General features: G+C 64.1%; 22 protein-coding genes. 3 read left to right on the top strand and 19 right to left on the bottom strand.

Annotation, left to right across the window (positions count from 1 at the left end; all coding sequences use genetic code 11):
- Nucleotides 1-185 precede the first annotated feature (185 nt).
- Complete coding sequence (locus tag EBBID32_RS01455; RefSeq protein WP_006949451.1) at nt 186-383, top strand: hypothetical protein; 198 nt, start codon at nt 186-188, stop codon at nt 381-383.
- On the opposite strand, the gene EBBID32_RS01460 is transcribed toward EBBID32_RS01455, so the two are convergent.
- Nucleotides 376-1,146: a GntR family transcriptional regulator gene (locus EBBID32_RS01460; protein WP_006949452.1), complete on the bottom strand. Its 771-nt coding sequence runs from the start codon at nt 1,144-1,146 to the stop codon at nt 376-378. The genes EBBID32_RS01455 and EBBID32_RS01460 overlap by 8 nt on opposite strands.
- Nucleotides 1,147-1,309: 163 nt before the next feature.
- Here EBBID32_RS01460 and EBBID32_RS01465 point away from each other — a divergent pair, with 163 nt between their 5' ends.
- Both EBBID32_RS01465 and EBBID32_RS01470 read left to right on the top strand, forming a co-directional pair.
- Entirely contained in the window at nt 1,310-1,993 is a 684-nt protein-coding gene (locus EBBID32_RS01465) for an FCD domain-containing protein (RefSeq protein ID WP_231382073.1), read from the top strand.
- A gap of 128 nt (nt 1,994-2,121) precedes the next feature.
- Nucleotides 2,122-2,319, top strand: coding sequence for a hypothetical protein (locus EBBID32_RS01470; protein WP_231382074.1), 198 nt, complete (start codon nt 2,122-2,124; stop codon nt 2,317-2,319).
- 4 nt (nt 2,320-2,323) lie between these two features.
- Here EBBID32_RS01470 and EBBID32_RS01475 read toward each other — a convergent pair whose 3' ends face one another.
- The 18 genes from EBBID32_RS01475 to EBBID32_RS01560 form a co-directional block, all read right to left on the bottom strand.
- Nucleotides 2,324-5,365 (bottom strand): conjugal transfer protein TraG N-terminal domain-containing protein, encoded by a 3,042-nt coding sequence (locus tag EBBID32_RS01475; protein ID WP_006949455.1) that lies wholly within the window; start codon nt 5,363-5,365, stop codon nt 2,324-2,326.
- Nucleotides 5,366-5,378: 13 nt separating this feature from the next.
- Nucleotides 5,379-6,833, bottom strand: a complete 1,455-nt coding sequence (locus EBBID32_RS01480) for a conjugal transfer protein TraH (RefSeq protein ID WP_006949458.1) — start codon at nt 6,831-6,833, stop codon at nt 5,379-5,381.
- Complete coding sequence (locus EBBID32_RS01485; RefSeq protein ID WP_006949460.1) at nt 6,833-7,645, bottom strand: thioredoxin family protein; 813 nt, start codon at nt 7,643-7,645, stop codon at nt 6,833-6,835. The genes EBBID32_RS01480 and EBBID32_RS01485 overlap by 1 nt, the downstream gene beginning before the upstream one ends.
- Nucleotides 7,642-7,959, bottom strand: a complete 318-nt coding sequence (locus tag EBBID32_RS01490; protein WP_231382075.1) for a hypothetical protein — start codon at nt 7,957-7,959, stop codon at nt 7,642-7,644. The genes EBBID32_RS01485 and EBBID32_RS01490 overlap by 4 nt, the downstream gene beginning before the upstream one ends.
- 88 nt (nt 7,960-8,047) lie before the next feature.
- Nucleotides 8,048-10,189, bottom strand: a complete 2,142-nt coding sequence (gene traN / locus EBBID32_RS01495) for a conjugal transfer protein TraN (protein ID WP_037488134.1) — start codon at nt 10,187-10,189, stop codon at nt 8,048-8,050.
- A gap of 1 nt (nt 10,190) precedes the next feature.
- The gene (trbC, locus tag EBBID32_RS01500; RefSeq protein ID WP_006949467.1) at nt 10,191-10,967 is read right to left on the bottom strand and encodes a type-F conjugative transfer system pilin assembly protein TrbC; all 777 of its coding nucleotides are present in this window, start codon (nt 10,965-10,967) and stop codon (nt 10,191-10,193) included.
- Nucleotides 10,968-10,975: 8 nt separating this feature from the next.
- Complete coding sequence (gene traU / locus EBBID32_RS01505; protein WP_006949468.1) at nt 10,976-11,998, bottom strand: conjugal transfer pilus assembly protein TraU; 1,023 nt, start codon at nt 11,996-11,998, stop codon at nt 10,976-10,978.
- Nucleotides 11,995-12,261: a hypothetical protein gene (locus EBBID32_RS01510; protein WP_006949469.1), complete on the bottom strand. Its 267-nt coding sequence runs from the start codon at nt 12,259-12,261 to the stop codon at nt 11,995-11,997. The genes traU and EBBID32_RS01510 overlap by 4 nt, the downstream gene beginning before the upstream one ends.
- Nucleotides 12,258-12,935, bottom strand: a complete 678-nt coding sequence (gene traW, locus EBBID32_RS01515; protein WP_037488137.1) for a type-F conjugative transfer system protein TraW — start codon at nt 12,933-12,935, stop codon at nt 12,258-12,260. Before traW ends, EBBID32_RS01510 begins: the two co-directional genes overlap by 4 nt.
- A complete protein-coding gene (locus EBBID32_RS01520; RefSeq protein ID WP_006949471.1) occupies nt 12,932-13,405 on the bottom strand; it encodes a S26 family signal peptidase in 474 nt (157 codons plus the stop codon). Before EBBID32_RS01520 ends, traW begins: the two co-directional genes overlap by 4 nt.
- Nucleotides 13,406-13,445: 40 nt before the next feature.
- Nucleotides 13,446-14,036, bottom strand: a complete 591-nt coding sequence (locus EBBID32_RS01525) for a type-F conjugative transfer system protein TrbI (protein WP_037488139.1) — start codon at nt 14,034-14,036, stop codon at nt 13,446-13,448.
- Nucleotides 14,029-14,379 (bottom strand): hypothetical protein, encoded by a 351-nt coding sequence (locus EBBID32_RS01530; protein ID WP_006949476.1) that lies wholly within the window; start codon nt 14,377-14,379, stop codon nt 14,029-14,031. Before EBBID32_RS01530 ends, EBBID32_RS01525 begins: the two co-directional genes overlap by 8 nt.
- The gene (traC, locus tag EBBID32_RS01535; RefSeq protein ID WP_006949478.1) at nt 14,376-16,982 is read right to left on the bottom strand and encodes a type IV secretion system protein TraC; all 2,607 of its coding nucleotides are present in this window, start codon (nt 16,980-16,982) and stop codon (nt 14,376-14,378) included. Before traC ends, EBBID32_RS01530 begins: the two co-directional genes overlap by 4 nt.
- Nucleotides 16,983-16,987: 5 nt before the next feature.
- Entirely contained in the window at nt 16,988-18,145 is a 1,158-nt protein-coding gene (locus tag EBBID32_RS01540) for a hypothetical protein (protein WP_231382076.1), read from the bottom strand.
- Complete coding sequence (locus EBBID32_RS01545) at nt 18,142-19,041, bottom strand: DsbC family protein (protein ID WP_006949485.1); 900 nt, start codon at nt 19,039-19,041, stop codon at nt 18,142-18,144. The genes EBBID32_RS01540 and EBBID32_RS01545 overlap by 4 nt, the downstream gene beginning before the upstream one ends.
- A gap of 10 nt (nt 19,042-19,051) precedes the next feature.
- Nucleotides 19,052-20,470, bottom strand: coding sequence for a TraB/VirB10 family protein (locus EBBID32_RS01550; protein WP_006949487.1), 1,419 nt, complete (start codon nt 20,468-20,470; stop codon nt 19,052-19,054).
- On the bottom strand, nt 20,470-21,267 hold the full coding sequence (locus tag EBBID32_RS01555; protein WP_006949488.1) for a type-F conjugative transfer system secretin TraK: 798 nt from the start codon (nt 21,265-21,267) through the stop codon (nt 20,470-20,472). The genes EBBID32_RS01550 and EBBID32_RS01555 overlap by 1 nt, the downstream gene beginning before the upstream one ends.
- Nucleotides 21,267-21,878, bottom strand: coding sequence for a type IV conjugative transfer system protein TraE (locus EBBID32_RS01560; RefSeq protein WP_006949489.1), 612 nt, complete (start codon nt 21,876-21,878; stop codon nt 21,267-21,269). Before EBBID32_RS01560 ends, EBBID32_RS01555 begins: the two co-directional genes overlap by 1 nt.

The raw sequence follows: 21,878 nt of genomic DNA on the forward strand, positions 1-21,878 counted from the left end.
ATTACAACACTGAGGCGGCCAGATTGATTTCACGCAGTCAAACGACATCTCGATCCGGGCACCTACCTAACTCGCACCATTTCAGAGGCATTATTCGGCAAATTTAACCTGGTGAAATATTGACAGATTCCTGCGATTGAACAATCGTTTGCGTGATAATGGGCTTCGGGGGCGCCTAGATGCGAATGCAGCGACTGCTGATCGATCGAAGTACGCTCGACCTGATCGCTGCCGACGCCCAGGACTTCCTGAACGTGCTCACCGCATCCGGTCTTCATCAGGCTTCAGCAATGATGCTCGGCGTGTTGGAGCAGTTGCAAGCCGATCGGGCAAACCTGCTGGACGAGCGCGGTGACGCCGCGCAACCCCCCCAGCCTACCTGAGATTGCCCGCCGGCACGCCGAACGGGATGACCCGGCCGTCCGCGCCGGCTTCACGCGTCCCATGCGCGTAGACCCTCCCGTCCAGTTCAAAGGTCGGCGCGAACCGGACGATCGTCGCCACATCGGCTGCCTCCACAACCGCCAGGGCCGCAAGCGCGCCAAGCACGCTCTCGCGCGAGGAATAAATGTCTTCGCGCATCAATAGCCGCGCCATCGAGGCCGAGCGTTCGCCAATGGCAGCCGCAATCTTCTGGTGCATTCGGAAGGACTGTTCGGCATCGTCGGCCCGCTGCGACCAGGCAATCCGGCGATGAAGCGCGTTGGGCAGCACCATGCGCGCCATATCGGGCATCAGCGTAATGCGGGACATCCGCATCACTTCAATATGGAAGCGAAGGTTCTCGAGCACCACGCGTTCAAGCGCGTCGGGATCGCCCGGCGATGCTTCGCGGGCCTCCAATGCCAGCGCGTCCAGCAGCGATATTTCTGCGGCGGTTGCGCGTTCTGCCGCTCGGAATGCGGCGAGCCCCTCGAAATTGGCGCGCATCTCGAAGAGATCCTCGATCTCTTCACGGCCCCAGGTGCGCACCGCAAATTCGCTGCGCCCCTGACGGGTAAGGTAGCCTTCATGGGTCAGCGCATTGAGCACTTCAGCCACTGCGGCCGGGCGGCAAGCATAGACGTCGGCCACGTCGGCCTTGGAAATCACCTGCCCGGGCAAATAGCGCGCGGACAGGACCCCGAATCTGATTTCGAGGAACATGAGTTCAGAAAGAGACTGTGCTCTGGTCAACCGACCTCCCTTGTGGACGGGTTCTTGCCCGCCGCATCATTGCAGGCAACCTAGCACAAGATCGATTTGATTTCCGAATCCGCGTGGTTCGGATTATCCGGATTGCGTCGTTAGAGTGCAATTTGAGGCATCGGTGGCGAAAGCAAAGTTGCCAATCCTGCGAACGATTGCCTGCCCGGCGCAGGTTGTCTTCGCTTTGCTTCGAGAGCCGCGAAAGCGGCAGCGCTATGACAATCCCGGCGAACTGCCCGGCTTTCAAGATCTTACTGAAGGCGATGCGCTGCGCTTCGCGCAAGAGCTCATCGATCTCGGCCTTGTTGGCCGCGATCACGGCCGCTTCACAATCGTCGACTGGACCATCGAGCGCATCGTCGAGCATCTGGCGCTTGCCGGATCTATCCAGGCCCTGGCTGCGGCTCAGGTGGCTGCACTGCAGGGCAAGGTCGATTTTGCTTACCTCGAAGACATCAACGCGGCGCTCAAATCCTACGAGACGCAGGCGGACAACCTGCTGCAAGGCGCCTTTCTCGATTACCAATGGCATCTCGAACTTGTCCGCCTCAGCGGCAACCGGGTGGCCCTTGCCACTTATGCCAAGGCAATCCCGCCCGCGGTCTGGATTGCAGGAGCGAACTACTTCCAGCTCGACGAGGCGCGAAGCTCGTTGATCGAGCATGACCGCCTGGTCGCCTACATGAAGGCCGGGGATACCCTGCGTGCGCGGGACGCCGTGTCGTTTCATGTTGAGGAGGCGGCGATGCAGATCCGCCGCGCAGGGGCAGCGCGGATCGAGAGTTATCCGGGCACTTCAACCTAGGATTTCAGCGCATCGGCGCTGCGAGGGGAGAGGGTGCGGACATTACGCGGGGGCTCGACTTGTTCCTGGCACATGATTGAAAATTCAGTCCGATTGGGGTAATCATGGCCGGGGCGAGGAGACCCTCGATGGACCATGATCGTTACGGACTGGATGGAATGCCGCTCTCGTGTCGCGGCGCTGACTGCGATCCCGTCACGGGTATCTCTTTCCCACGGGTCCGCGGAAAAAGTAGCACCGGAATCCCGCATCTCAGGGTAATTCTCGCAGGTCTGATGCTCGCGTTCATTGGCTTCTTCGCATGGCAGACGCACCTGCTCGGCTGAAGGCTTAGGTTCGCCTCCGGGCGACATGCAGGTGATCACGTTCTGGTTTGTCGGGGAAACGCTCGAACTGGACAGCATAGCCCTCGCCCAGACGGTCTCGAACCTGCTTTGCCCAGCGCTCCCCCTGTTCATCCGAGATGTTGTTGCCTCTGAAGTCGAGCGCACGGTCGGCGTAGTGCGCGGATCCCGCCATATGCTGGGTGCTGTCGTTGCCTGAGGTGACTACCGGCGCCGGCAGACCAAGTGCGCGCGCCTCGTCCGCGACCACGCCCAGCGCAGGCACCAACCCACCATCCATACGGCTGAGCCGAGCGCCAGGTTTGACCGTCATGCCAAGATCGCGTGCATAGGCCGCCCCATCGACTGGGCCTTCGGGGATGGCGAGCAAGGTTCCTCCCTCAAGCGGTGACGGCACGAGCCTATCGGCGCGCGCAACCTGCGGTAGTGATGGCGCTTGTGGCATGCCCAGACCGGCGTTGGTGCCCAGCGAACCTGTGCCAGAAATGTCGGAGACGTCAGTCAGCTCGTTGATCCGGTGCGCCCTTAGGTCGCCCATCAGGTCATCCATGATGTAGGTGATGGCCTGGTCACGGCGGGTGAGGTCGCGATAGTCGAGCCGTGGGTTCGAGATGTCCGGCAGGTGCCATTCGGGATGATCACGCTGCAGCGTCTCGTAGCGATCCTGGATGAGGTTCGACATGTCGCTCGAAATCTGGAAGCCATGGCTTTCGGCATAACTTGCCTCGGACATCATCCGAGTGCCGATCTCTCGATAGCGGGCGGCGGCAGCACGGCGTTCTTCCGCTTCTGCAACTCGCCAGTCATTACCTTCTGTATTGGTCCGCGAATGGCTATGATCGGAATAATCCGAGCTCTGGCTGTAGGTTCCCGACGACTGGATATCGCCGCTCGAACCGCTGACGACCACCCGATCGCTGGTCTCTTCCGACTTGTCTGTGCCGCGTGTGGTCTGATTGGTGGCCGAACGTTCTGTGCCTGCCCGTGCGTCGTCGCCAACTTCCTTCCGGCCGAAAATCGAGCCTTGGAGGGTCGCGGATAGGCCGCTGCCAGCAATATCCTTGCCCGGAGTGCCCAGAGTTCCGGAGCCAGTCAGGCTTGCGGACGAACCGAAGGTCCGGCTCGCAAAGTCGCCAGAAGACCTCGAATTGCCTTCCCGCAGGATCAGATCATTGTTGGTGACCTCTCGCGTCGAACTGCCCTTAGCCCCCTCAACCACCACGTTGCCACCGACATTGTGGGTGTCGGAAGCCCGCGAGCCGCTTTCGCGCCGCGCGCCAGAAACGTCGCTGGATGCAGTAACAGCGCTGCCGAACTGGCCCTTCGAACTGGTCCAGCTGGTCGATGTGCCGTTCTCGATCTTGTCTGCTTCGCTAAGGTACCACTGCCCCTGCGACCTGAGATCAGTCGCATAGCCACGGGTCATGGTCGGCTTGAACGGTAGCTGCGACATTGCGGCATTGGTATCGATGACCGAATGGCCTGAGCCATATTCGTTGAACATGCGCCCGTCCGCCTCGCGGAAACCCGCATGCCCGGCACCTGACAGGAGGTTGGGCGCCATGTTCCATTGCGACATCTGCCGGTTTTCGGCGTTGAGATTGCCGTAGCTGACATCGCCATAAGCGTAGTTGCCGGTGGTCCGCTCGAGCGCCGCGGCGTCCGAACCGGCCTGGACCGGAGCGAGCATCGAACCCAGGTTGTTCGCCACCGACATCGTCCCGCGCATGACCATCAGCGCCAGGACCGGCACCGACATCATCAAGAACCCCGCCATGGTGGCGACGTCCTGGTTCACCGCGTCAATCCCCGCCCAGTTGGCAAGGCTTACGCTTCCCGCCGAAACCGCATTGGTCTGGCTCGCCAAGCGATCCATGATGAAAGAGTGAATGAGGACGTAGATCGGTCCCCAGGCCGAGAGATAGAAGAAGCCCGAGAAGTAGCCCTTCAATGTCGCGATGCCGCTGCGCGGGAACAGCAACAGCGGGAAGACGATCGGAAAGAGCGCGTAGAAAACGACGGTAAGGACCACGCCGAGCACTGGAATCCAGATAAGGCCCTGCTCGGCCGCGGTCGTCATGGCGTTGCGGGTCTGAGTGTCCGCGCGCTGAAGCGCGAAGGAGTCGGCGTCGGCATTGCCGAAATCAAGTTGTGCGGCTTCGAAGGCATCGACCATGCTCTTCTGCTTGAAGAACTGGTTCCGGGTCATCGCCGTGCCGGTGAGCAGCTGCGAAACGACAGGCACGTCGGCGGCAAGCTTCGCGCCAGCGGCGGCTTTGGTGAGCTTGGGATACATCGAGTGCGCGAACGGCAGCGCATAGGCGTTGATCTGTGCATCCCACTGGTTGTTGATCAAGGTCCAGGCCTGCGCACAGGTCTTGCCCTCGATATCGACCGTGCCCGCACCCGTATCGGTCAGATACTTCATGCCGCGGTTGGTCGCGGCATTGACCCCGAGTTCAGCCCAGAGATCGGGCGCTTCGCTCAGAAGCTTGAGGCTCTTGGTGCCCAGCAGAATGTCGTAATAGGCGCACTGCTTGAGGTAGCCGTCGAGATTGGCCTTGAAGACGGGATCACGGATTTCGAAGCCGCGAACCTTGTCCCACATCCGCGCACCATAGACGAAGCCCCCGGTCGAGTAGCCCAGCGCAGCGGGCATGACGAAGACCGTCTCGGCGGTGCGGGTCAGGTAGTCGCTGATCTGGCTGGTGAACGAGGCCATTGCGGCAAGCCCGATCGGCACGTTGGCAACGGTGGCGGGCGCGAGGCCCGGATTGACGCGGTCGGTGACCTTGACTGTCACGGTCGGGACCATCAGCACGAGGTAGATCAGCGTCGACTGGACGAACCAGCGAAACCACGCCTGCCAGTCGAGGTCCATGGCGGTGATGAGGAGCGCGTAGATCAGCCCCATCACCATGCAGACGCGGATCAGCGCCTTGAACCCACCCGATCCGGTCCAGGCGGCGATCGCGTTGAAGGTGTTGACGAGGTAGTCGCCGCCCCCGACCGTGAAAACCTCGAGCATGGCCGAGGCGCTCCTACTGGACCTGGCTGCCGAGCGTTCGCGAGAAGCGAAGCGCGGCCGACATTTGCGGAGAAAGCTGGGTGCGGAGGGTCTTTTCCAGCATCTGGGTGCGCTGGATGAGCGCGAAAGTCTGGTCAAAGCGCTGCGAGGTGCGCGCCGCGATCCCGAGGAAATTGCGCCGCGTCTCGTAGAGACCCTCTCGCCATTCGCGCAGGGAGTCCGCGTCGGCACCGTTGAAGTCCGAGCGCGCGTTCACCGCCATGTCGATGAACCGCATGGTCATGGTGGTGACGAGATCGACCGCGACGATTTCGGAGAGGTCGTTGATCTCCTGGGCTGAAATGCCAAACTCGGCCGCCGCGCTCACGGTGATAATCTTGTAGACAGGCACGCTCGCCATGCCCAGAAGCTGGATCTCTGCCGGGGTTAGCGAGGCACCCGGATCACGCACCTTCAGGGCCATGCTCTCGATCAGCGTGCGCACCCGCGCCTTGATCGCAGCATTAGGCCCGATGACCATGTCGGTTTCGCTGGGCGCCATGCACTTGGCCGCATCGCCGCCGCAGCTCCAGTATTTGTGCGGTGCCTGCGAGGTGCCATCGAGCATGGCGCTGATCAGCGCGGGATCGGCGGGGCCGATGAACTGGACCCGCGGCTTACCGCCGTTGCCGGCAGGATCGTAGATCACGGTGCCGACCAGCGTCATCAGGAACTCCCGGAACTGTGTGTCGAACCCGCCGTATTTCTTGCCCAGCGCCTCCCAGGTGTAGTTGTTGGGCATCCCGGCCTGTTCCTTCATATCCGGGTCGGAATTGGCGCCCTTCAGGGCTTCGCGCTGGCCGCCATTGTTGCATTGCTGGCGCGCGCGGGCCCAGTCGGAGACTGCGCCCTGGCTGTTGGCGATCGCCTCGCAGATGACCGAACTGGCCGTATCGCTCGTGGGCCAGAGCCCGCCGACCAAAGCCTGTGCGGTCTCGCAAGAGGAGATGTTCATCTGGTTCATCTGCTGAACCTTCTGCGCGAGCTCATCCATGACCTTGCCGATCTCGGGCGAGATTGTGTCGATGGCGAGCTTGAAGGCGAAACCGAGTGCGTTGTTTGCGGTGGCCTTGAGCATCGCGACAAGCTCGGCTGTATTGATGAACGAGAAGGACCCGGCGAACAGGTCGATGCCCCCGCACCCGGCCCGCGCATGCGGCAACTGGATGTTGAAAGGCTGGATGTTCTTCTGGGGAAAGCGCGACCACACCGAACCCATCGAATAGTAACCGGCCGACTGGCCCTGGTAGGCGCCCGGGCCAGTAACGTTGGCCTGGACTCCCATGTCGGACATGAAGCTCTGCATCTCGCCTTCGACCCCGGCTGAGGCAGGACTGGGCGAGGCGAGCAGCACGGCGGCGCCGACCACGGCGCCAAGCGCGCGCCGCGAGACCTGGTGGAGGTGGACCGTGATTTGGCGCGCGCGCATCAGTAGTCGCTCCCAGGCTTGACCTGCGTCAGCTGAAAGACGCGGTCCATGATTTCATCCTGGCTGAGGATCCCGTAGCCGATCGGCATCGGCTGCTTGGTGACGGAATCGAACAGGACTAGCGCGGGCACCTGACGGTCGGTGCCGAGCCCCAGCTTCTCGTATTGGCCGCTGTCGACCATGTATCCGGGGAAGGTCGCCGAAGGCCCGCCGTCGGTCGAGACCGCGAGTACCGCAAGGCCGTATTTGTCCGAAACCGCTTTGAGGATCGGCGAGAAAATATCGCAGGCCCCGCAGCTCGAGGCGAAGAAGTAGAACACCCCGTAGCGCTGCGAGAGACTGGCCATGACGCGGTCGCGGTCGGACTTGCGCTCATCGATCCACGCGCGCTTGCCGAGCGTCGAGACCGGGCGTTGCAGTGTGTAGTCGAGTCCCGGATCCTGCCACAGAGCGCGCTGCCAGACGTCCGCAAACATCGACGATCGGTCGAGCTGCTCGCGCTGGTAGCGGACATAGGCGGTGACGTTCTCCGGGCTCGGCTCAAGGATTGCGCGTGCCTTGAGTTCCTCGAGCTGGGTTCCGATCGCGGCGAGGCGCTCGCGCGCCGGCGGCTGCGCGGGTGCAGCCTTGCGGGGTTCTTGCTTGGGCTTTTCGCAGTAGAACCAGGTGCCGAGCTTGCGCTCCTTGCAGTAGAGCGCGTCCTCGGACTGCTGGACCTCGACGCCGTCACCGTTCGACGCGCGCAGCGGGGCGGTTCCGGCAAAGGCCAGGCTGGAAGCAGCAAGCAGGGCAATGCATTGGCGGTGGTTCATGATCCGCTCCTCTCGAATTCCTTGATCAGTGACATGAAGACAGCGACATCGAGCAGCCGGCGGCCCCCATCGAGCATGCGCACGAGCGCGCTGTAGAAACCGCGCAGCGCTTCGGTTCCGGTTTCGCTCAGCGTGTAGGTCCCGGCCTCCAGGCGCGCCCAGCCCCTTGCTGCGATGGCCTTGAGCTGGCCGTTCAGCATGCGGCAGCGCACCGGCCTGTCGAGCCAGGTGGAGACCTCGCCCGCGATCTCGCGCGCCGTCAGGCTGCCGCGGCGGGCGAGCGCCAGACACGCGCAGAATTCGAGCACGGTCATGTCGGCTGCGGAGCCGACCTCGCTTAGCGCCACAACGCGTCCCCCGGAAGAATCGCGGGCCGGTTGGCCACGAGGGATTGGGCCCACTTCAGGGCTTGTGCGCGGCATAATAGGCCTCGATCTTTGCCTGGATTTCGATGAGCGTGGCGGCCTCGTCGGGGAGCTTCGCCGCATCGACGAACTCCGCGTAGATTTCGGAAAAATCCATCACTGAAAGGTCGAGTTGCTGAAACTCGAAGATGGTGAAGCCGTCGCAGACGGGCTTCTTGGGCGTCCCCCAGCTCTTGCCGAGCTGCGGGCGGCCCTGTTCCTGGAGGATCCGGCTGATCTTCGACTGGAAGCAGCAATAGACGTCGCGTTTGGAGAGGCAGATGCCGAGGAAGCTCGACGAGCAGTAGGTACCGATCTTGTGACAGAGCCCGGCATCGTCCTTCTGGTCGAGCAGGACTTCCGAGGGGCTGCACAGCAGCGGAACGAGGAGCGGGACGCCTTTTCCTGAGCAGCAGTTGGCAAGGCCAAAGACCTTGTGCGCGCAGCTTTCGGCCGTGCCTTTGAACAGGGTCAGCGTGGACCCGTCGAATTCGGAATTGGCCTGACCGAGCGCGTTCAGCGCCACGACCGCATCCTTGAACTCGTCGGATGCTTCGCGGACGATCGGCTCGCAGTCGCCATTGACGCAGTAGACGTCGCCGCCGCAGATGTACTGTGCTGGCTGCTGGGTGCTTCCCGGGATCGGGCACTTGTAGACACGCTCGGCTACCTTGCACGAGCCATCGCCGCTTGGCGGATCGTCGAGGCAAGTCTCGTGGTCGAAGGTGCAGCCGGGTGCCCTCTCGAGCTTGCCGCAGTCGTTGCCGCCGCCAATCACGGTTTGGCATTGATAGGTCTTGGTGCTCTCCCAGCAGGGCCGCGTTACCGGCACGCCGTCGATGAGCCGGGTCTCGCCCGGCGCAGTGCAGGTCTCGCTGGCGAGTGTGCAGCTGCCGAGATCGACCGAACAGGCATTGTCGGTCCAGGTTTCGGTGAACCACTTCGCAACCGAGCTTTCGGGGACGATCCCGGCGACATTGGAACTGCAGGTATAGACCTCTTCGGGTGCCGCCGGCTCGGCGCAAGCGAGGTAGCCCCCGCCGCCGAAGGGATCGCCGATGAAGTCCCAGGTCTTGCACAGCTGCCGGTCGGTCAGGCCTGCGGCGCTGGCGCTAGTCCGGGTGCAACTGGCTTCGCTCGCGAGCGCACCGCACTGCTGGAGCCCCGTCACATATTGGAGCGGGAAGCCGGTCACCGGATCGAACGTCAGCGCGGCGGTGATCCCTTCGTTGTTGCAGCGGTAGACATTGCTGACGACCTGAAAGGCATTGGGTGGCGGCGGCTTGGCGACAGTACCCATCAGGTAGATATTGGGATCGGTTACCGAGCCATCACAGTCGTAGTAGTCAACCGTCAGGCTGTATTCCGGAACGGGGAACGTGCCGGTCTGACGGCAGAGGGCATTGCCCGCGAGCGATGCGCAGCCCGGAAAGCCAGGGGCTGTGACGCAGAGATATTGATAGACGGTCTCGTTCCAGGCCGCGACGGTCAGGCTGCGGGTGCAGGTCTTGGGCTGGAGGGCGACCGTGGAGCCGACGTTGCAGGTCCATTCGGCCGTGTTAGCGGTGCCGGAACCTGGCGGAAGCGGTACACAGTTTCCCGTCGAGCCGTCGGCGTTCATCCCGGACAAGTAGGCGTTGGGATCCTCGGTGACTGTGGTGGCGCGCGAGAGGTCGCTGCGCTTCACATCAACAGTCGGCCGCGCGGTAGAATTGGCGGTGCGATAGGCATCGCTGTTGTAGCCTGCCGTCGCGCCATCGGCATACATGTTGCCGGGATTGTCGTAATACTGGGTGAGCCCGGGATAGTTCGCCTGATAGCCCGGAATCTGACCGGCAGCGCCCGGCGCGTTGGTGATCCCCTGGCTGGCGCCCCGGACCGCCGATCCGAGATCGCGGGCCTGCGTCTTCGCTTCGTCCCAGGTCATGGTAGCAGGCGCGGAAGGAGGTGGGGGTGCTGGCGGGGGAACGCCGGGGTCGATTGCGGGCGGAAGCGCGGGTTGCGGCTCGATGAGGTCGTCGGGCGGCGGGATATAGACCTGCGCGTGTGCACCGGTTGGTGCGAGCAGCGCGATCGTGAAGAAGGAGGCGGCAAGAAGGGCCCCGGTTCGCCAACGATTGCGCAAACCCCGCCCATCCATCTCACTGGCCCTTGGTCAGTTGGGTGAGCGCAATGCGCGCAACACCGGCGCCGGGCCCCCGGCCGCTGGCGAAGGTCTCGAGCGCGTATTCGACCGTGACGTTTCCGGTGATGCGGTCATGATCGGGCGTCGCGCTGGTGCAGTCGAGCCCGTCGCAAAGCTCATATTCGCGGCCAGCGGCAACGAAGGTCGGTGCGGCGCTGACCTTGAAGGCGCGGAACAAGCGCGGGTCGATCGCCAAATGAGCCTCTTGGCCCTCGCTGGTCACCACCCGCTTCAGCCCTTCGGCGAAGGCCTTGGTGCTTCCCCCCGGAAAGCCGCGGAAGACGACCACCCCGCCCGCCCTCGTCGTGTCGGCAATCAGCCGGGTGAGCGATGCCTCGGGCATCGACAGGCTGGCGAAGACCATGAACATCGGCCCCTCGCCCATCGGCGTCCTGGTATTGGCGGCGGCCCCGCTCAGAAGTTCATCGAAGTCGACTGCGCCGTCCGGCCCTTTGGGCAAGTCGGCAGGATTGATGTTCGCGACAACCGCCATGCCGTGCTCGCGCAGTTGCTCGGCTTCGGCGCGGTGGGCTTCGCCCTTGCCCGCAACAGCATCGACCAGGGGCTGCGCATCGGCCGTGGCCTCGGTTCCGCGTGCCCTAATCGCCTTCAGGTCGAGGCCCCCGACATCTTGGGCGATGGTCTGGGCAAGAGCGGCCGAGACGGCGGTCAGGGCGAGGAAGCCAGCAAGTCCGAGGAGGCGGGATTTGTGCGGGAGCCGCGCGAAAGTCATGGGTGTCCTCACAGCATGCAGCAATTGCGCTTGCGCCAGACGAGGTAGCCAAAGTCCTCGCCCTTGACGGGGTAGCCCTTGCCAGTCTGGGGAATGATAGTGGCAGCACCAACCGGCGCGCAGGCATATCGGCCCTTCACCATCGAGATCGGGTTGGTCATCTGCAGCCGGTATTGCTGCTTGCGCATCACCGGCATCAGGTACTTGTGGCATAGCGCCTTCGAACCCATCGTGCCCCAGGCAAGCGCCTCGCGGTGCATCTTGTAGAGCATGCGTTCGGCGACGAGCCGCGAGGCCTGGATCGGGGTGACGTGCGCCGAGACGTGGCCGTTCAAGGGATACATCCCGCCGTTGCAGCCCGCGCACCAGAACATCTGGTCGATCGGAAGCTTCGCGGTTGCCGCGACGCAGTCGGCGGCGCAGGCCGCGGTGGCAATCGGGTTGGCGAAAAGCGCGACCTCGGGGTTGATGATTGAGGTCAGCGCCGAATCCTGCCACAGCGGGTCGATCTCGGTCACATAGGCGACGTCGAAGGTGGTCTGCTCGAAACAGAGGAAGTCGGTCAGGATCTCCATCCAGTAGAGGAGCGGATAGACGTAGTAATGCGACTGCCACTGCGACGAGTTCTGCGTTTTGCCGCCGATCTGGCTGCGCCCCTGAACGTGGCCGTGCCCGATGTCGAAACCGGGGTTGAGCCGGATCCCGCCGAGGTTGGGAAAACACCACGACTTGTTGGTGACATCGACGAGGCGCACCGGCTCCCAGAATCCCACCGAAATGCCGATGCGCGGGATTGGCGAGCCGCAGGCGCACAAGGGGAACGAGGGGTTCTTGGGATCGGGCCGCGAACCCTTCCAGATCGAGAGCCCGCCGATCGAGAGCGGAAACAGGCACGACCAGCAGACATCGGTGATCGGGTTGATGAACTTGCCGTGGCAGGTGACCGTATCGGCCCGGGCCGGCGCGGCTGCGACACCGGCGAGCGCCAGCACGGCGAGAAGAACAGCGATCAATCTTGAAGCGCGTTTCATGACGGGTTCTCCCCGCGACAAGCCTCATCGGCGAGGCTCTTGGACCGGAAGTAGATCAGCCCGTGGACCGGGACGGCGAGCACCAGCAGCAGCGCGGGCAGCGCGCCCCACTTACCCACCAGTGCCTTCGAAAGGGGCAGCAACAGGACAGCGAGCGCCAACCCCCAGCACAAGCCCATCCACCATCGCCGCATGTGGCGCAGGCGCGAGGTTTCGGGGGCAGCCATCGGGGTCTTGAGGAAGGTGATCAGCGGATGGGTCATGAGATCTTGCCTCCGCCCGCGGGCGCGACCGGCGCCGGCGGCAGCGGGAACTCGCTGATCTTGAGGTTCGCGCCTGCGGCCGAGACAACCGCCGGGGTATGGCGAATGCCGAACTTGCCCGTGAGCGTCCCGCCTTGATCGAAGTAGAACCGGCGCTGCCAGGGCTTCATCGCGTCGAAAGGCGAGCCCGAGACAAAGATGATCTTGGCCCGGGCATCACTCCAGGTCTTGACTGCCCAGGCGAGCTCCGCCGCGTTGTCGCCGTCGATAAAGACAAGCGCCTGGTGCAGTTGCACCATGTCGAGCGGATTGACCCGGGTGCCGCGCGCCGCGATCAGATTGCCCTTGGCGTCGACGATATCGTCCTCGGTGACGATCGAGGGATCGAACAGCCACTCGCGCTTGGTGATCGCCGGGGTCATCCCATCGACCCGCTTGGGCCGCCGGACGCTCGCCACGGCCTGTTCCTGCATCTCGCGCTGCAGCCGCTCGATCCCGCCGTTCGCCTCAAGGGTCCTGAGTTTGGTCTCGATCGTCGTGAGCAGATCGGCCTCAATGATCGGAAAAGTCTGGCCCATCTGGCCATAGTCAGCGGCCCTGACTGCCGAGATAAGCGGCCAACCTATCAGCAGAGCGGCACTTGCCGTGGCGGACAAGACGGCGATCCGGCTCACAACAACGAGTCCCCGGTGCCGATGATGCGTGCCGAACAGACGAAGCCGATATCGGCATAGCGACTATCAAGCCCGTCCTTGTGCTCCGTGCCGACATAGTAGCAGTGCTCGGGAATGCGTCCTGTGGGGCCCGGCTCCAGCGGCTCGCCGCGCGAACTGACCGGCTTCAGCCGCGAGACTTCGGTGCCGTTGATCCGCACAACGCTGCCCTCACGGGTCACCATGTCTCCTGGCATCCCGTAGACACGCTTGGCGAATGGCGGCGAGACCTTCCCGAAATGCGCGGTGATCAGCGGCGTTTGCGGGGCTGAGAAAACCACGAAGTCCCCGCGTGCCGGGCGGCGGTGCTTGTCGATCCAGAAGGCCCAATTGGGGAGCGACCTCGTCGTGTTGATGAGAATTGCATGGTCGTCGCGCCAGCTCGCCAGCGAGGAGCTGGCCGCAAGCGTCGCCGCAAGCGCGCCGATCACCAGCCATCGCCGGGTGTGCAAGGATCGCGGCGGGAGAGGCTCAGTTGACGGGAGCACTGGCCTGTCCTCCATAGGCGGCGCCCGGCATCGGGGCCGGGGCGGCTCCCTGCGGGGCCCCCTGCCCGTTCATCGCCGCACGCATGGCGCCCATGACGTCACCGGCAGGAGCATTCGCCGGCTGCGGCATTTTGATGTGTCCATAGACTTCGCGGCGAACCTCGGCGGTGATGTCGGGGACATTGCCGGCCAGCACGGCTTCGCCCACCAGCACGATCTGGCCCGTCGCGCCGCGGCGCTCGAGGTTTTTCTGGACCTCGCCCATGAACGCCCGGGTCTCGGTAGTGACCTGCTCGGGCGGTGTGGCCGAGCGGGCTTGGGCCTGGACATATTCGCCCACGATGCCGGAAAGCTGGACCTTGGCGATGGTAGGTGTGTCCCCAGCCCCCAGCACGGTCTTGGTGACCCAGGCGCCCCACAGCCCTGCGGCAACCAGCGTGCCGACAAGCGCGACGGGAATAAGTCCGATGCGGGCCCGGGGCGCGGGCCGACCTGTACTCACTTCGGCCTCGAACAGCGGACCCGCGGTCGTGCTGGCTGCATGACTTGAGGGCGTTCGGGGGCTTCTAGCCATGGGTGATCTCCCTGGAATGTGAGGTGGCCGCACCGCCCGGCTGCGTGAGCGAGTGGCGGCGAAAGAAGCCGACTGCGACGAAAAGTCCGGCGCTGGTCAGCCAGAAGAAGCGAGAGAAGTGGTCCTGACGCTCGGCGCTCGCGGCGACATAGCGCGAGGCAAAGTTCTCGATCTGGAGTACTGTCCCGCCAAAGCTGAAATTGCCGAGCGCGGCGAAGAACAGCAGCCATAGCGCGGCGACGCAGCCCAGCGTGACCGCGAGCCATCCTGCGAGGCGCAGGCCGTGGTAGCAGGCATCGGCAAGGTGCCAGGACTGGCGGGCAGAGGCGTGAGGCGTGATCATTCGGCCGCCTCCGCCAGTTCACCGTCCATGAAATCGGGGGCTCCGGGCTCAGGCGGTACGAAGTCCGGGAAGGCGACCCGCTCGATCGCATCGGGGAGCGGCAGGCCGGCGCGGACCTTTTCCTCGATCTCCGAAAAGACCCTCGGGCTCGAGGAATAAAGCGTTGCCGAATAGGGATCGAGCACCAGTCGTCCGACCGCGAGTGTCTCCGGGCCCTTGATCAGGACGTCGGAATATTCGGTGCCGTTGCGTTTCAGCGAACGCAGCAGGCTTTCGGTATAGTGATCCATCTCGAAGCGCTGATGCTTGGCGAGATCGTTGATCGTCTCCTCCTTCTGCTGGAGGACGATCGACCAGTCCGAGTTCTCGAGGGCAGCAAGCGAGCCTTCCGACTTGTAGAAGTCATTGAGGGACTGGGTGGCGGTGATAAGCGAGCCGCCATACTTGCGGCACGTGCGGGCATAGGTCTCGATCGCCTGCCCCATCTGCCCGCCGCCGAGCAGCTGCCAGGCTTCGTCGATCATGGTGAGCTTGGGCACAGAACGGTCGAGATCGCGCATGACGCGCAGCGTCAGGAACATGAGCGCGGTGAGCGCGACCGAACGTAGTTCCGGCTTCGATGAGAGATCCGAGAGCTCGAACACGGTGAGCCCGGCGGACAGATCGATCGAGCAGGCGCCTTCGAAGAACCGACCATAGGTGCCGCCGGTGAGGAACGGCGACATGGCGTCGGCGAGGTCCCCGGCATAGGGCGAAGGCAGTGCGCGGAGCGCAGCCGCGACATCGTCGATCGTCCCGGCGCGCTGCTTCTCGCGCCAGACCTTGCTCACCGCGGAATCGATGAGGCCGCGCTCGGTGTCGGACAGCCGGTCCTGCTGGCGCGCCATCTGACCGACGATCGATTTCAGCATGGCGAGGCATTCGACTTCGTAGTCTTCGCCATCCTCGTCGCTCGACAGCGCCTCGCCGTCGATCATGTCGAAGGGATTGAGCGAGAAGCCCGAAGACAGTTTGAACTCAACGAAGGCGCCGCCAAAGGCCTTGGCCATGTGCTCGAACGAACGGCCATCATCGATCACAATGACCTTGGCCCCGGCACCCGACATCGCCGCGCAGACGTCCTGCAGGAAGACCGACTTGCCCGAGCCTGACTTGCCGAAGACCGCGACGTTGTGATTGCCGGCGGCATTCTGGAACGGCGACCAGAAAAACGGTTGCCCGCGCCTGCCGATGAGCAGGACATGCGGAATGTGACCACCGGTATGCTCGCCCTGGAGCGGGGCGATCGATGCCGCGGTCGTCGTGAGCATGGTCTTGAAGCGCTTCATGCGCTTGAGGTCGGCCGAGAGACCATTGGGCAGCGACAGCGGCATCGCCGCGAGGAGGCCCATCACCTGGAGGTAGCGCTCGTCGATGAGGTCCCACCCGCAGGCTTTGTAGACCGACTTCACCATGCGTTCGTTGATGTCGCCCTTGCCGAGCGGCGAGAGTGCGCCGACGCCGTAATAGACCTGCGCGAGTTTACGGCCCTGGCGGATCTGTCCTTGCACGTATTGCCATTCGTCGCGCTGTTCAGAGAGTTGTGGCAGGAACCGCGCCGAGCGGCTGTCGGCGAGGCTGGTGGTGCGCATGACCTTGAGCCCGGCGCGCGACGCGACCGCGTCCTCATCCTGATAGACAAGCCCGAGCACCGTCATGACATTGCAGCCGAAGCGCAGCTTGTCGTTGATGACGTCGCCGATGATCTTCTGGACGTCCCACGGTGCCCACTGCTTGGGCAGATTGCGCACCGAGAAGAAGCGCCAATCGAACTTGTCGGGCACGACCTCGCCGATGACCGGCGCGCCGTCCTCGCGCTCGCCAGTGGGGCGAAAGCGCTCGGTATGGAGCACGATCCGGTCGGGGGTGACCTGCGTTTCCAGATCACGCCGCACGCATTGGACGTTTATGGGATCGAGCTCGGAATAGTGCTCGGGCTTGTCGGCGTTATCGACCGCCGGGCAGAGAAAATCGTCGAGGAAGGCGATCAGTTCAACCGGGGTCATGTCGCGCGCCGGGATTGAAAGCGCCTGCAGCGTGCCTCGCAGGCTTTCGCGCACCGATACGAGCGTGTCGGCCCCGATCGGACCGCTGAGCCGGGCACCGATCGAGAGAATCACGCGGGTGTTGCGCAGGTAAAACGGGGCATCACGGGAGATCGACATCCAGGCCGCCCGGCGCAGCCAGCGCGCGCGGTGCATCGCGGCGCGGCCGTAGACGCCCTTGGCGACAACGCGCGGCATCACCCAGTCGGCAATGCGCTCACCGACCGAGGGGCTTTGCCAATGGATCAGCTGAATCTCGCAGCCGGGCGGCACCGCGTCAGAGAGGAACTGGGTGAGAAGTTCGCCGCTGCGTTCGTCGGCCCCCATCATCGGTGCCAGCTCGAGAATGAACCCGATCGAGTCCGTGTTGATGAACATGCCGTGCTTCTTGTCGAAGCTGCGATAGGGCAACCAGTTAGAGAGCATCGGAGCGCCAAGTATCGGGCGTGCCGCCTCGGGATGCGCGCTTTCGCCGAACAGCATGTCGAGGAACCGATCCCAGAAGCCGCGCGAGGTCATTGCCGCTACTCCTCGACCTTGGCAGGGAAGGCCGCCGGTGCATTGGCCGGCGTTGCTTCAACCGGGGCGACCGATGGCGCTGCAGCAAGCGGGGTAATCGCTCCACCATTGGCAGGAGCTGTGGGCTTTACTGCCGATGGAGTCGGCGCTTTTGCAGTGTGGGCGAGACGCGCCTGGACTTCGGCGCGGATGGCATCGACCGCATTGCCGGACTTGATCGCAGCGGCCTTGGCGCGCGCTGCCGCGACGGCTTCGGGCGTCGGCAAGGTTGCCGGTGCGGCGTCGGCCGGAGCGGCGATGGGCGCGTCGCGGCCAGCGATGAGGGAAGCAGGAACTCCGGGCGCGGGTGCTAACGCCGAGCTGGCGAGGCTGACCGCCCGGCCCTCGACTTGCTCCCCCAGGTTGGGCTCGCCCGACGATAGCTGCATCCAGGCGCCATCGTCGACCACCGCATGAACGATACGCGGCTCATGGAGATTGCCGCCGCCATCGACGAAGGACGGGAACACGACCTTCAACACCCGGCGCTCGCGATGGATCATGCCATTATCGGAAGCAGCGAGCCTGCCCGAACCGGAGGGGGTGTAGGCAGCGGTGACAGGCCTGGCTGCCGCCGGTTGACGAACATACGGCCCCGCTGGCGAATGTCCGGGCGTCATGGGCCGGGCATTCTGGATCACCGACAGCGCTTGATCGTCGATCAAAGTCGAAGGCGCGCAGGTCCCGCCCGGCGCGCTGCAAGCGAAGCTTCCCTTGATGTTGCCGCCGAACAGCGAAGTGCAGGCTGCAAGCTGGGTCGCGGCGAGCCCAACCGCGGCAATGTTCGCCGCCCTGGCCAGACTGCTTGGGGCGCGATGCTCGGCGAGTCTGCCAAGGCGCACGGCAAGGCGCCAGAATGCGAGGCCGGATCCGAGCGAGATCGTCTCGCCGGCAAGGCTGGCATGGCCCGCCGAGCGGGCCCAGGCGTGTCGGCGCAGCTTTGTCAGTTCGAAGGGCGTGAGGTCCCGGCCGATTGGCTCTCCGAAGGCGAGCACGAGATCCTGCCACAGCCGGATTGCCTCGCCGCGTTTCAACTCAACGCGTGGCAACGAGATTGCCCCGCGCGAGCGCCGCGCGACTGCGCGCAGGAAGCGCGCATGCTGTTTAGGGTCAAGCGTGGTCACGACTTGGCGCCCTTCAGCCATTGCTCGAGCACCTCGCGCGGACGGAATCCTTCGATTACCGCGCCGTCTGATCGGACGATCACCGGGGTTCCGGCAAGGCCCTGCTCGCGAGCGAAGCGCTCGTTGGCATCGAGCGGCGAGGTGTCGCAGGCGCGCGTGTCGGTGATCGGCGTGCCGGCATAAGCGGCTTTGACGGCTTTGCGCCTATCGCGCGCGCAAAACACCTGATTGGCAAGATCGCGGCTGCCGAGCACCGAGATCGGCCGCTCGATCACGCGCACATTCATGCTTTCAAGCACGCCCGACAGCGCCCGGCAGTAGCCGCAGCGGAAATCGCTGAACACAGTGACAGACGGACCCGAGCTTGCTCCCCAGACAATGCCGCCCGCCTCGGGCAGTGCGGCGAGCGACATCATCCGGGGGGCACCGCTCGCCGTCGGCGTGTTGGCGCCGCGGCGGGGGGTCTCGACTTCCTGCGCTTCCTGCTTGCTGCCCGCCGCACCGCCAACGAGGAGATCGGGATTGACCTCGAGCAGCCGGACTGCGGTCAGGTCCTGGCGCGTCTGCATGTCGTAGACACGCCCGATGAGCAGGTAACGCGCGGTCCTGTCGACATAGAATAGCTGAGATCCGGCTGTCACTTCGCAGACCCCGTCGACCAGCTGGCAATTGACCCGGCTCACCTGGGTGCGCGGCAGGCGCTGCTTGAGGAGCGCCGTGACGGCCTGGTCGGCCTCGGACGGCGAGTGAATTGCACTTGGCGCGGCGTTCCCAGCGCCCTCAGCATTGGCATTTGCCCAGACCAGCGATCCGCCGCTGCCGAGCACGATTGCGGCCAGCGGCATCAAGGTTTGGCGAAGGCGGGGTCTGCCCAAGTTCAGTGGTTTCAGCTTCATTGCACCCTCCTCATCCATTGATGAACACGCCCTCGAGAAACACGATTTCGACATCGATCCCGGTCGGCATTTCGATCACGGGCTGGTACTGCTCGGCCCGCTCGATCAGATATTTGCTGACCATGTCGCCCGAGGTGGCGATGCCTTCGCCGAGGCCGCCTTCGAGAATGTCGCCGGTGCCAAGCTTCTGGCGCTGGCCGTTCACGTTGACGTTGGTGCCGGTGAGCGTCGAATTGGTGTTGGCGGAAAATCCGCGCCCAAATCCGCCCGCGAGCCCGGCGAGGAAGGCCTGGCCGATCAGCGAGCCCTCCCGGCTCACCACCCTGCCCCTGACCCCGGTTTTGCCGCCGAAGGCGATGAAGCCCTTCACGTCAGAAACCGCGTAGCGCCCATTCGGCTGCGGGCAGGTCATCCGCTGCAGCTTGACGTAGACCTTCTCACTCGAGAGGTCGCCGCGCGCCGCGCCGTTGACCAGGCAGCCCGCTATATTGGTCGTGAGCAGCCGCCCGTTGTCGTAGACCGAGCGCGCGGGGCCAGTAATGCGCAGCACGACCGGCAAAGGATCGGTCTGGCTCTGGACGCCGGCAGCGGCATCGACCCCGACGATGACCTTGGCGACCGCGATCGAATTGGGCGGCAAGTAATTGGCGCTGTCGGTGAATACGGTGTTCCCCTTGGGCACTGGACTTCCCGTCCCGCTGGTGCCTTCGCCAAACGAGACCAGGCTCACCTCGCTGCCGCGGCCTCCTGTCATGCCAGCTGCCGTCATGGCCGCCTGACCGGCAGGGGTGCCCGGCGCGCTCTGGTAGCTCGGCGGACTGGTCCGCCCATAAAGCGCATTGGGCCCGGCCGAAGTCGCGCCTGGTCCGACAATAGGCTGGCCCATGATCGGCGACTGGCGCGCGGCGGCGAGCGCGGCCTTCAACTGCTCGTTTTCGTTCTGGTAGGCCGACAGCACCCGTTCAGTATCGGGCGAAATGCCTGCTACCCCGCCGCTGCCCCCGCCTCCGCTTTGGGCCTGGCTCTGGGCCAGCTGTGCTTCCAACTGGTCGGCACGCTGCGCCCGGGCGGCGAGCGCGCGCATGTTGTTGTCCATCGACATCATTTGGGCCTCGGACTGGGCGCGCCATTCCTTCTCGGCCATGTTCTTGTTGACCATCTCGTCGACCGAGACGTCGGCGACCTGGCGCTTGACGTTGCCGTCTCCGCTCTTGTCTTCGCCTGCGAAGATCCACGACGAACCGATGATCAGGGCGGCGAGCCCGCCGGCACCAAGCAGCAGCATCTGCTTCTTCTTGACCGCCTCGTTGGCGACAATTGCATCACCAAGCGGCGACGCATCGCTGCTGTCCGGATCGGTTCCGTGACCATCTGCCGAAGGACCATCGAGCGCCTTGGGACCTTTGCGGAACGGGTTCTTCCAGTCCATCACTGGCCTCCATTCGATTGGATGAGGTAGACGGCAGCCGACTGGCCAGGGGCGAGTTCGCTGACCGGGGTCATGAAGGCGACGCTGCCGCGGCCTGCGAGCAGGTTCTCATCGAGCGGCATGGGACCTTTGCCCATGTTGCGAACTTTGAGAATCAGGCCCTTGAGGTCCGCACCGCGGTATTCGCCGACTTGCTGGACCTCGAGTTTGCCGACTGCGACCGGCTCGAGCACGCTTTGCCGGATCTCAAACCCTTCGATGGTCTCGCTGCGATACATGGCCTGTGCGAGGCGTACTGCGGTGTCCTCGGGCGAGGAGCGCACTTCCCAGTCTCGCGCGGCTTCGGCTTTGACTGCAGTGTTGGTGACGAACACCTGCTCCGCATCGTTACCCCGAACCTGGCAGAGGAACTTGTAGACGAAGCCCTTGCGGGTCGTGCCGAAGAACGAGAGGTTGGGCTTGGTGAAGCCATCGGGCACCGAGATGTATATGTCGCCGCGCAACGGCTCATTGACGATCTTGAAGTCCTCGGCCGGATTGCCGGTGGTGATTTTGGAAACTGAGGCGAACTGGTCGCCGGCGAGGCTGATGCGGGTCAGGTCCTTGGCCGAAGCGGTGCAGGCAACCGTGCCGTTGTCGGCCGCCGGGATGCTCTGATCCGCCATCGCGGGGCTTGCCGTCAGGCAGAGCGCGCCAAAGCAGATGAGCGCTGCGCCTACCGGCCGCCCCGCAATCGCCAAGGGGCGTCCTGCCAGCACTGTCCCGGCGCCGATCGCGCCCCAAGCCAGAACGGCCATCACTCGTCTCCCCCATCGGTGCTGTTGTTGGCGCTGGCGCGTCCGATGACTTTGCCCGCTGCATCCTTGGTGATGCGCCCAAACCCGGCGAGCTTCAGGCTGACGCCCGAATAGCTCCACACGTACCGGAAGGTCCGGGCTTCGGAGGTGACCTCCTTCGAGCCGACAACCGTATGCAGCACGCCATTCACCTCGCTGGTCAGCGCATCGGGATCGACGGAGAGGTTTTCGATCGTGAAGAACTGCGAGACATTCGAGCCGTTCTGCTCGTTGAAGATCTTCATCAGCTCGGCCTTCATCCGGCCGTGGGTTCTGGGATCGGTGATTTCGAGGATCGAATCCATCCAGTATTGCAGGTTCGAAGGCGAACGGTTGAGCGTCAGCAGCGCAGCATCGCGCGTGACCAGTTCGAGATAGTCCTTGTCGACGTGGCTCGATGACAGCGTCAGCGGCTTGGCGAGCACCGGCTGCAGCACGACCTCGCGGTCGCGGCGCGCGGCGGTCAGCGTCAACACGATGCTCAGTGCAAACAGCCCGGTCGCTGTGATGGCCAGCAGGTTGCGCTGCTTGAGGAGCCGCTGCGCCTGGCCGTGAGAAATCGAGAGGTCCAT

The organism is Sphingobium indicum BiD32 (genome assembly GCF_000382885.1).
In the GTDB taxonomy this organism is placed as follows: domain Bacteria; phylum Pseudomonadota; class Alphaproteobacteria; order Sphingomonadales; family Sphingomonadaceae; genus Sphingobium; species Sphingobium japonicum_C.

Bases quoted from the DNA above. Each gene is read 5' to 3' on its own strand.
- EBBID32_RS01455 (WP_006949451.1), top strand. From the start codon at position 186: ATGCAGCGACTGCTGATCGATCGAAGTACGCTCGACCTGATCGCTGCC.
- EBBID32_RS01460 (WP_006949452.1), bottom strand. From the start codon at position 1,146: ATGTTCCTCGAAATCAGATTCGGGGTCCTGTCCGCGCGCTATTTGCCC.
- EBBID32_RS01470 (WP_231382074.1), top strand. From the start codon at position 2,122: ATGGACCATGATCGTTACGGACTGGATGGAATGCCGCTCTCGTGTCGC.
- EBBID32_RS01475 (WP_006949455.1), bottom strand. From the start codon at position 5,365: ATGCTCGAGGTTTTCACGGTCGGGGGCGGCGACTACCTCGTCAACACC.
- EBBID32_RS01480 (WP_006949458.1), bottom strand. From the start codon at position 6,833: ATGCGCGCGCGCCAAATCACGGTCCACCTCCACCAGGTCTCGCGGCGC.
- EBBID32_RS01485 (WP_006949460.1), bottom strand. From the start codon at position 7,645: ATGAACCACCGCCAATGCATTGCCCTGCTTGCTGCTTCCAGCCTGGCC.
- EBBID32_RS01490 (WP_231382075.1), bottom strand. From the start codon at position 7,959: ATGACCGTGCTCGAATTCTGCGCGTGTCTGGCGCTCGCCCGCCGCGGC.
- traN (WP_037488134.1), bottom strand. From the start codon at position 10,189: ATGGATGGGCGGGGTTTGCGCAATCGTTGGCGAACCGGGGCCCTTCTT.
- trbC (WP_006949467.1), bottom strand. From the start codon at position 10,967: ATGACTTTCGCGCGGCTCCCGCACAAATCCCGCCTCCTCGGACTTGCT.
- traU (WP_006949468.1), bottom strand. From the start codon at position 11,998: ATGAAACGCGCTTCAAGATTGATCGCTGTTCTTCTCGCCGTGCTGGCG.
- EBBID32_RS01510 (WP_006949469.1), bottom strand. From the start codon at position 12,261: ATGACCCATCCGCTGATCACCTTCCTCAAGACCCCGATGGCTGCCCCC.
- EBBID32_RS01525 (WP_037488139.1), bottom strand. From the start codon at position 14,036: ATGGCTAGAAGCCCCCGAACGCCCTCAAGTCATGCAGCCAGCACGACC.
- EBBID32_RS01530 (WP_006949476.1), bottom strand. From the start codon at position 14,379: ATGATCACGCCTCACGCCTCTGCCCGCCAGTCCTGGCACCTTGCCGAT.
- traC (WP_006949478.1), bottom strand. From the start codon at position 16,982: ATGACCTCGCGCGGCTTCTGGGATCGGTTCCTCGACATGCTGTTCGGC.
- EBBID32_RS01545 (WP_006949485.1), bottom strand. From the start codon at position 19,041: ATGAAGCTGAAACCACTGAACTTGGGCAGACCCCGCCTTCGCCAAACC.
- EBBID32_RS01550 (WP_006949487.1), bottom strand. From the start codon at position 20,470: ATGGACTGGAAGAACCCGTTCCGCAAAGGTCCCAAGGCGCTCGATGGT.
- EBBID32_RS01555 (WP_006949488.1), bottom strand. From the start codon at position 21,267: ATGGCCGTTCTGGCTTGGGGCGCGATCGGCGCCGGGACAGTGCTGGCA.
- EBBID32_RS01560 (WP_006949489.1), bottom strand. From the start codon at position 21,878: ATGGACCTCTCGATTTCTCACGGCCAGGCGCAGCGGCTCCTCAAGCAG.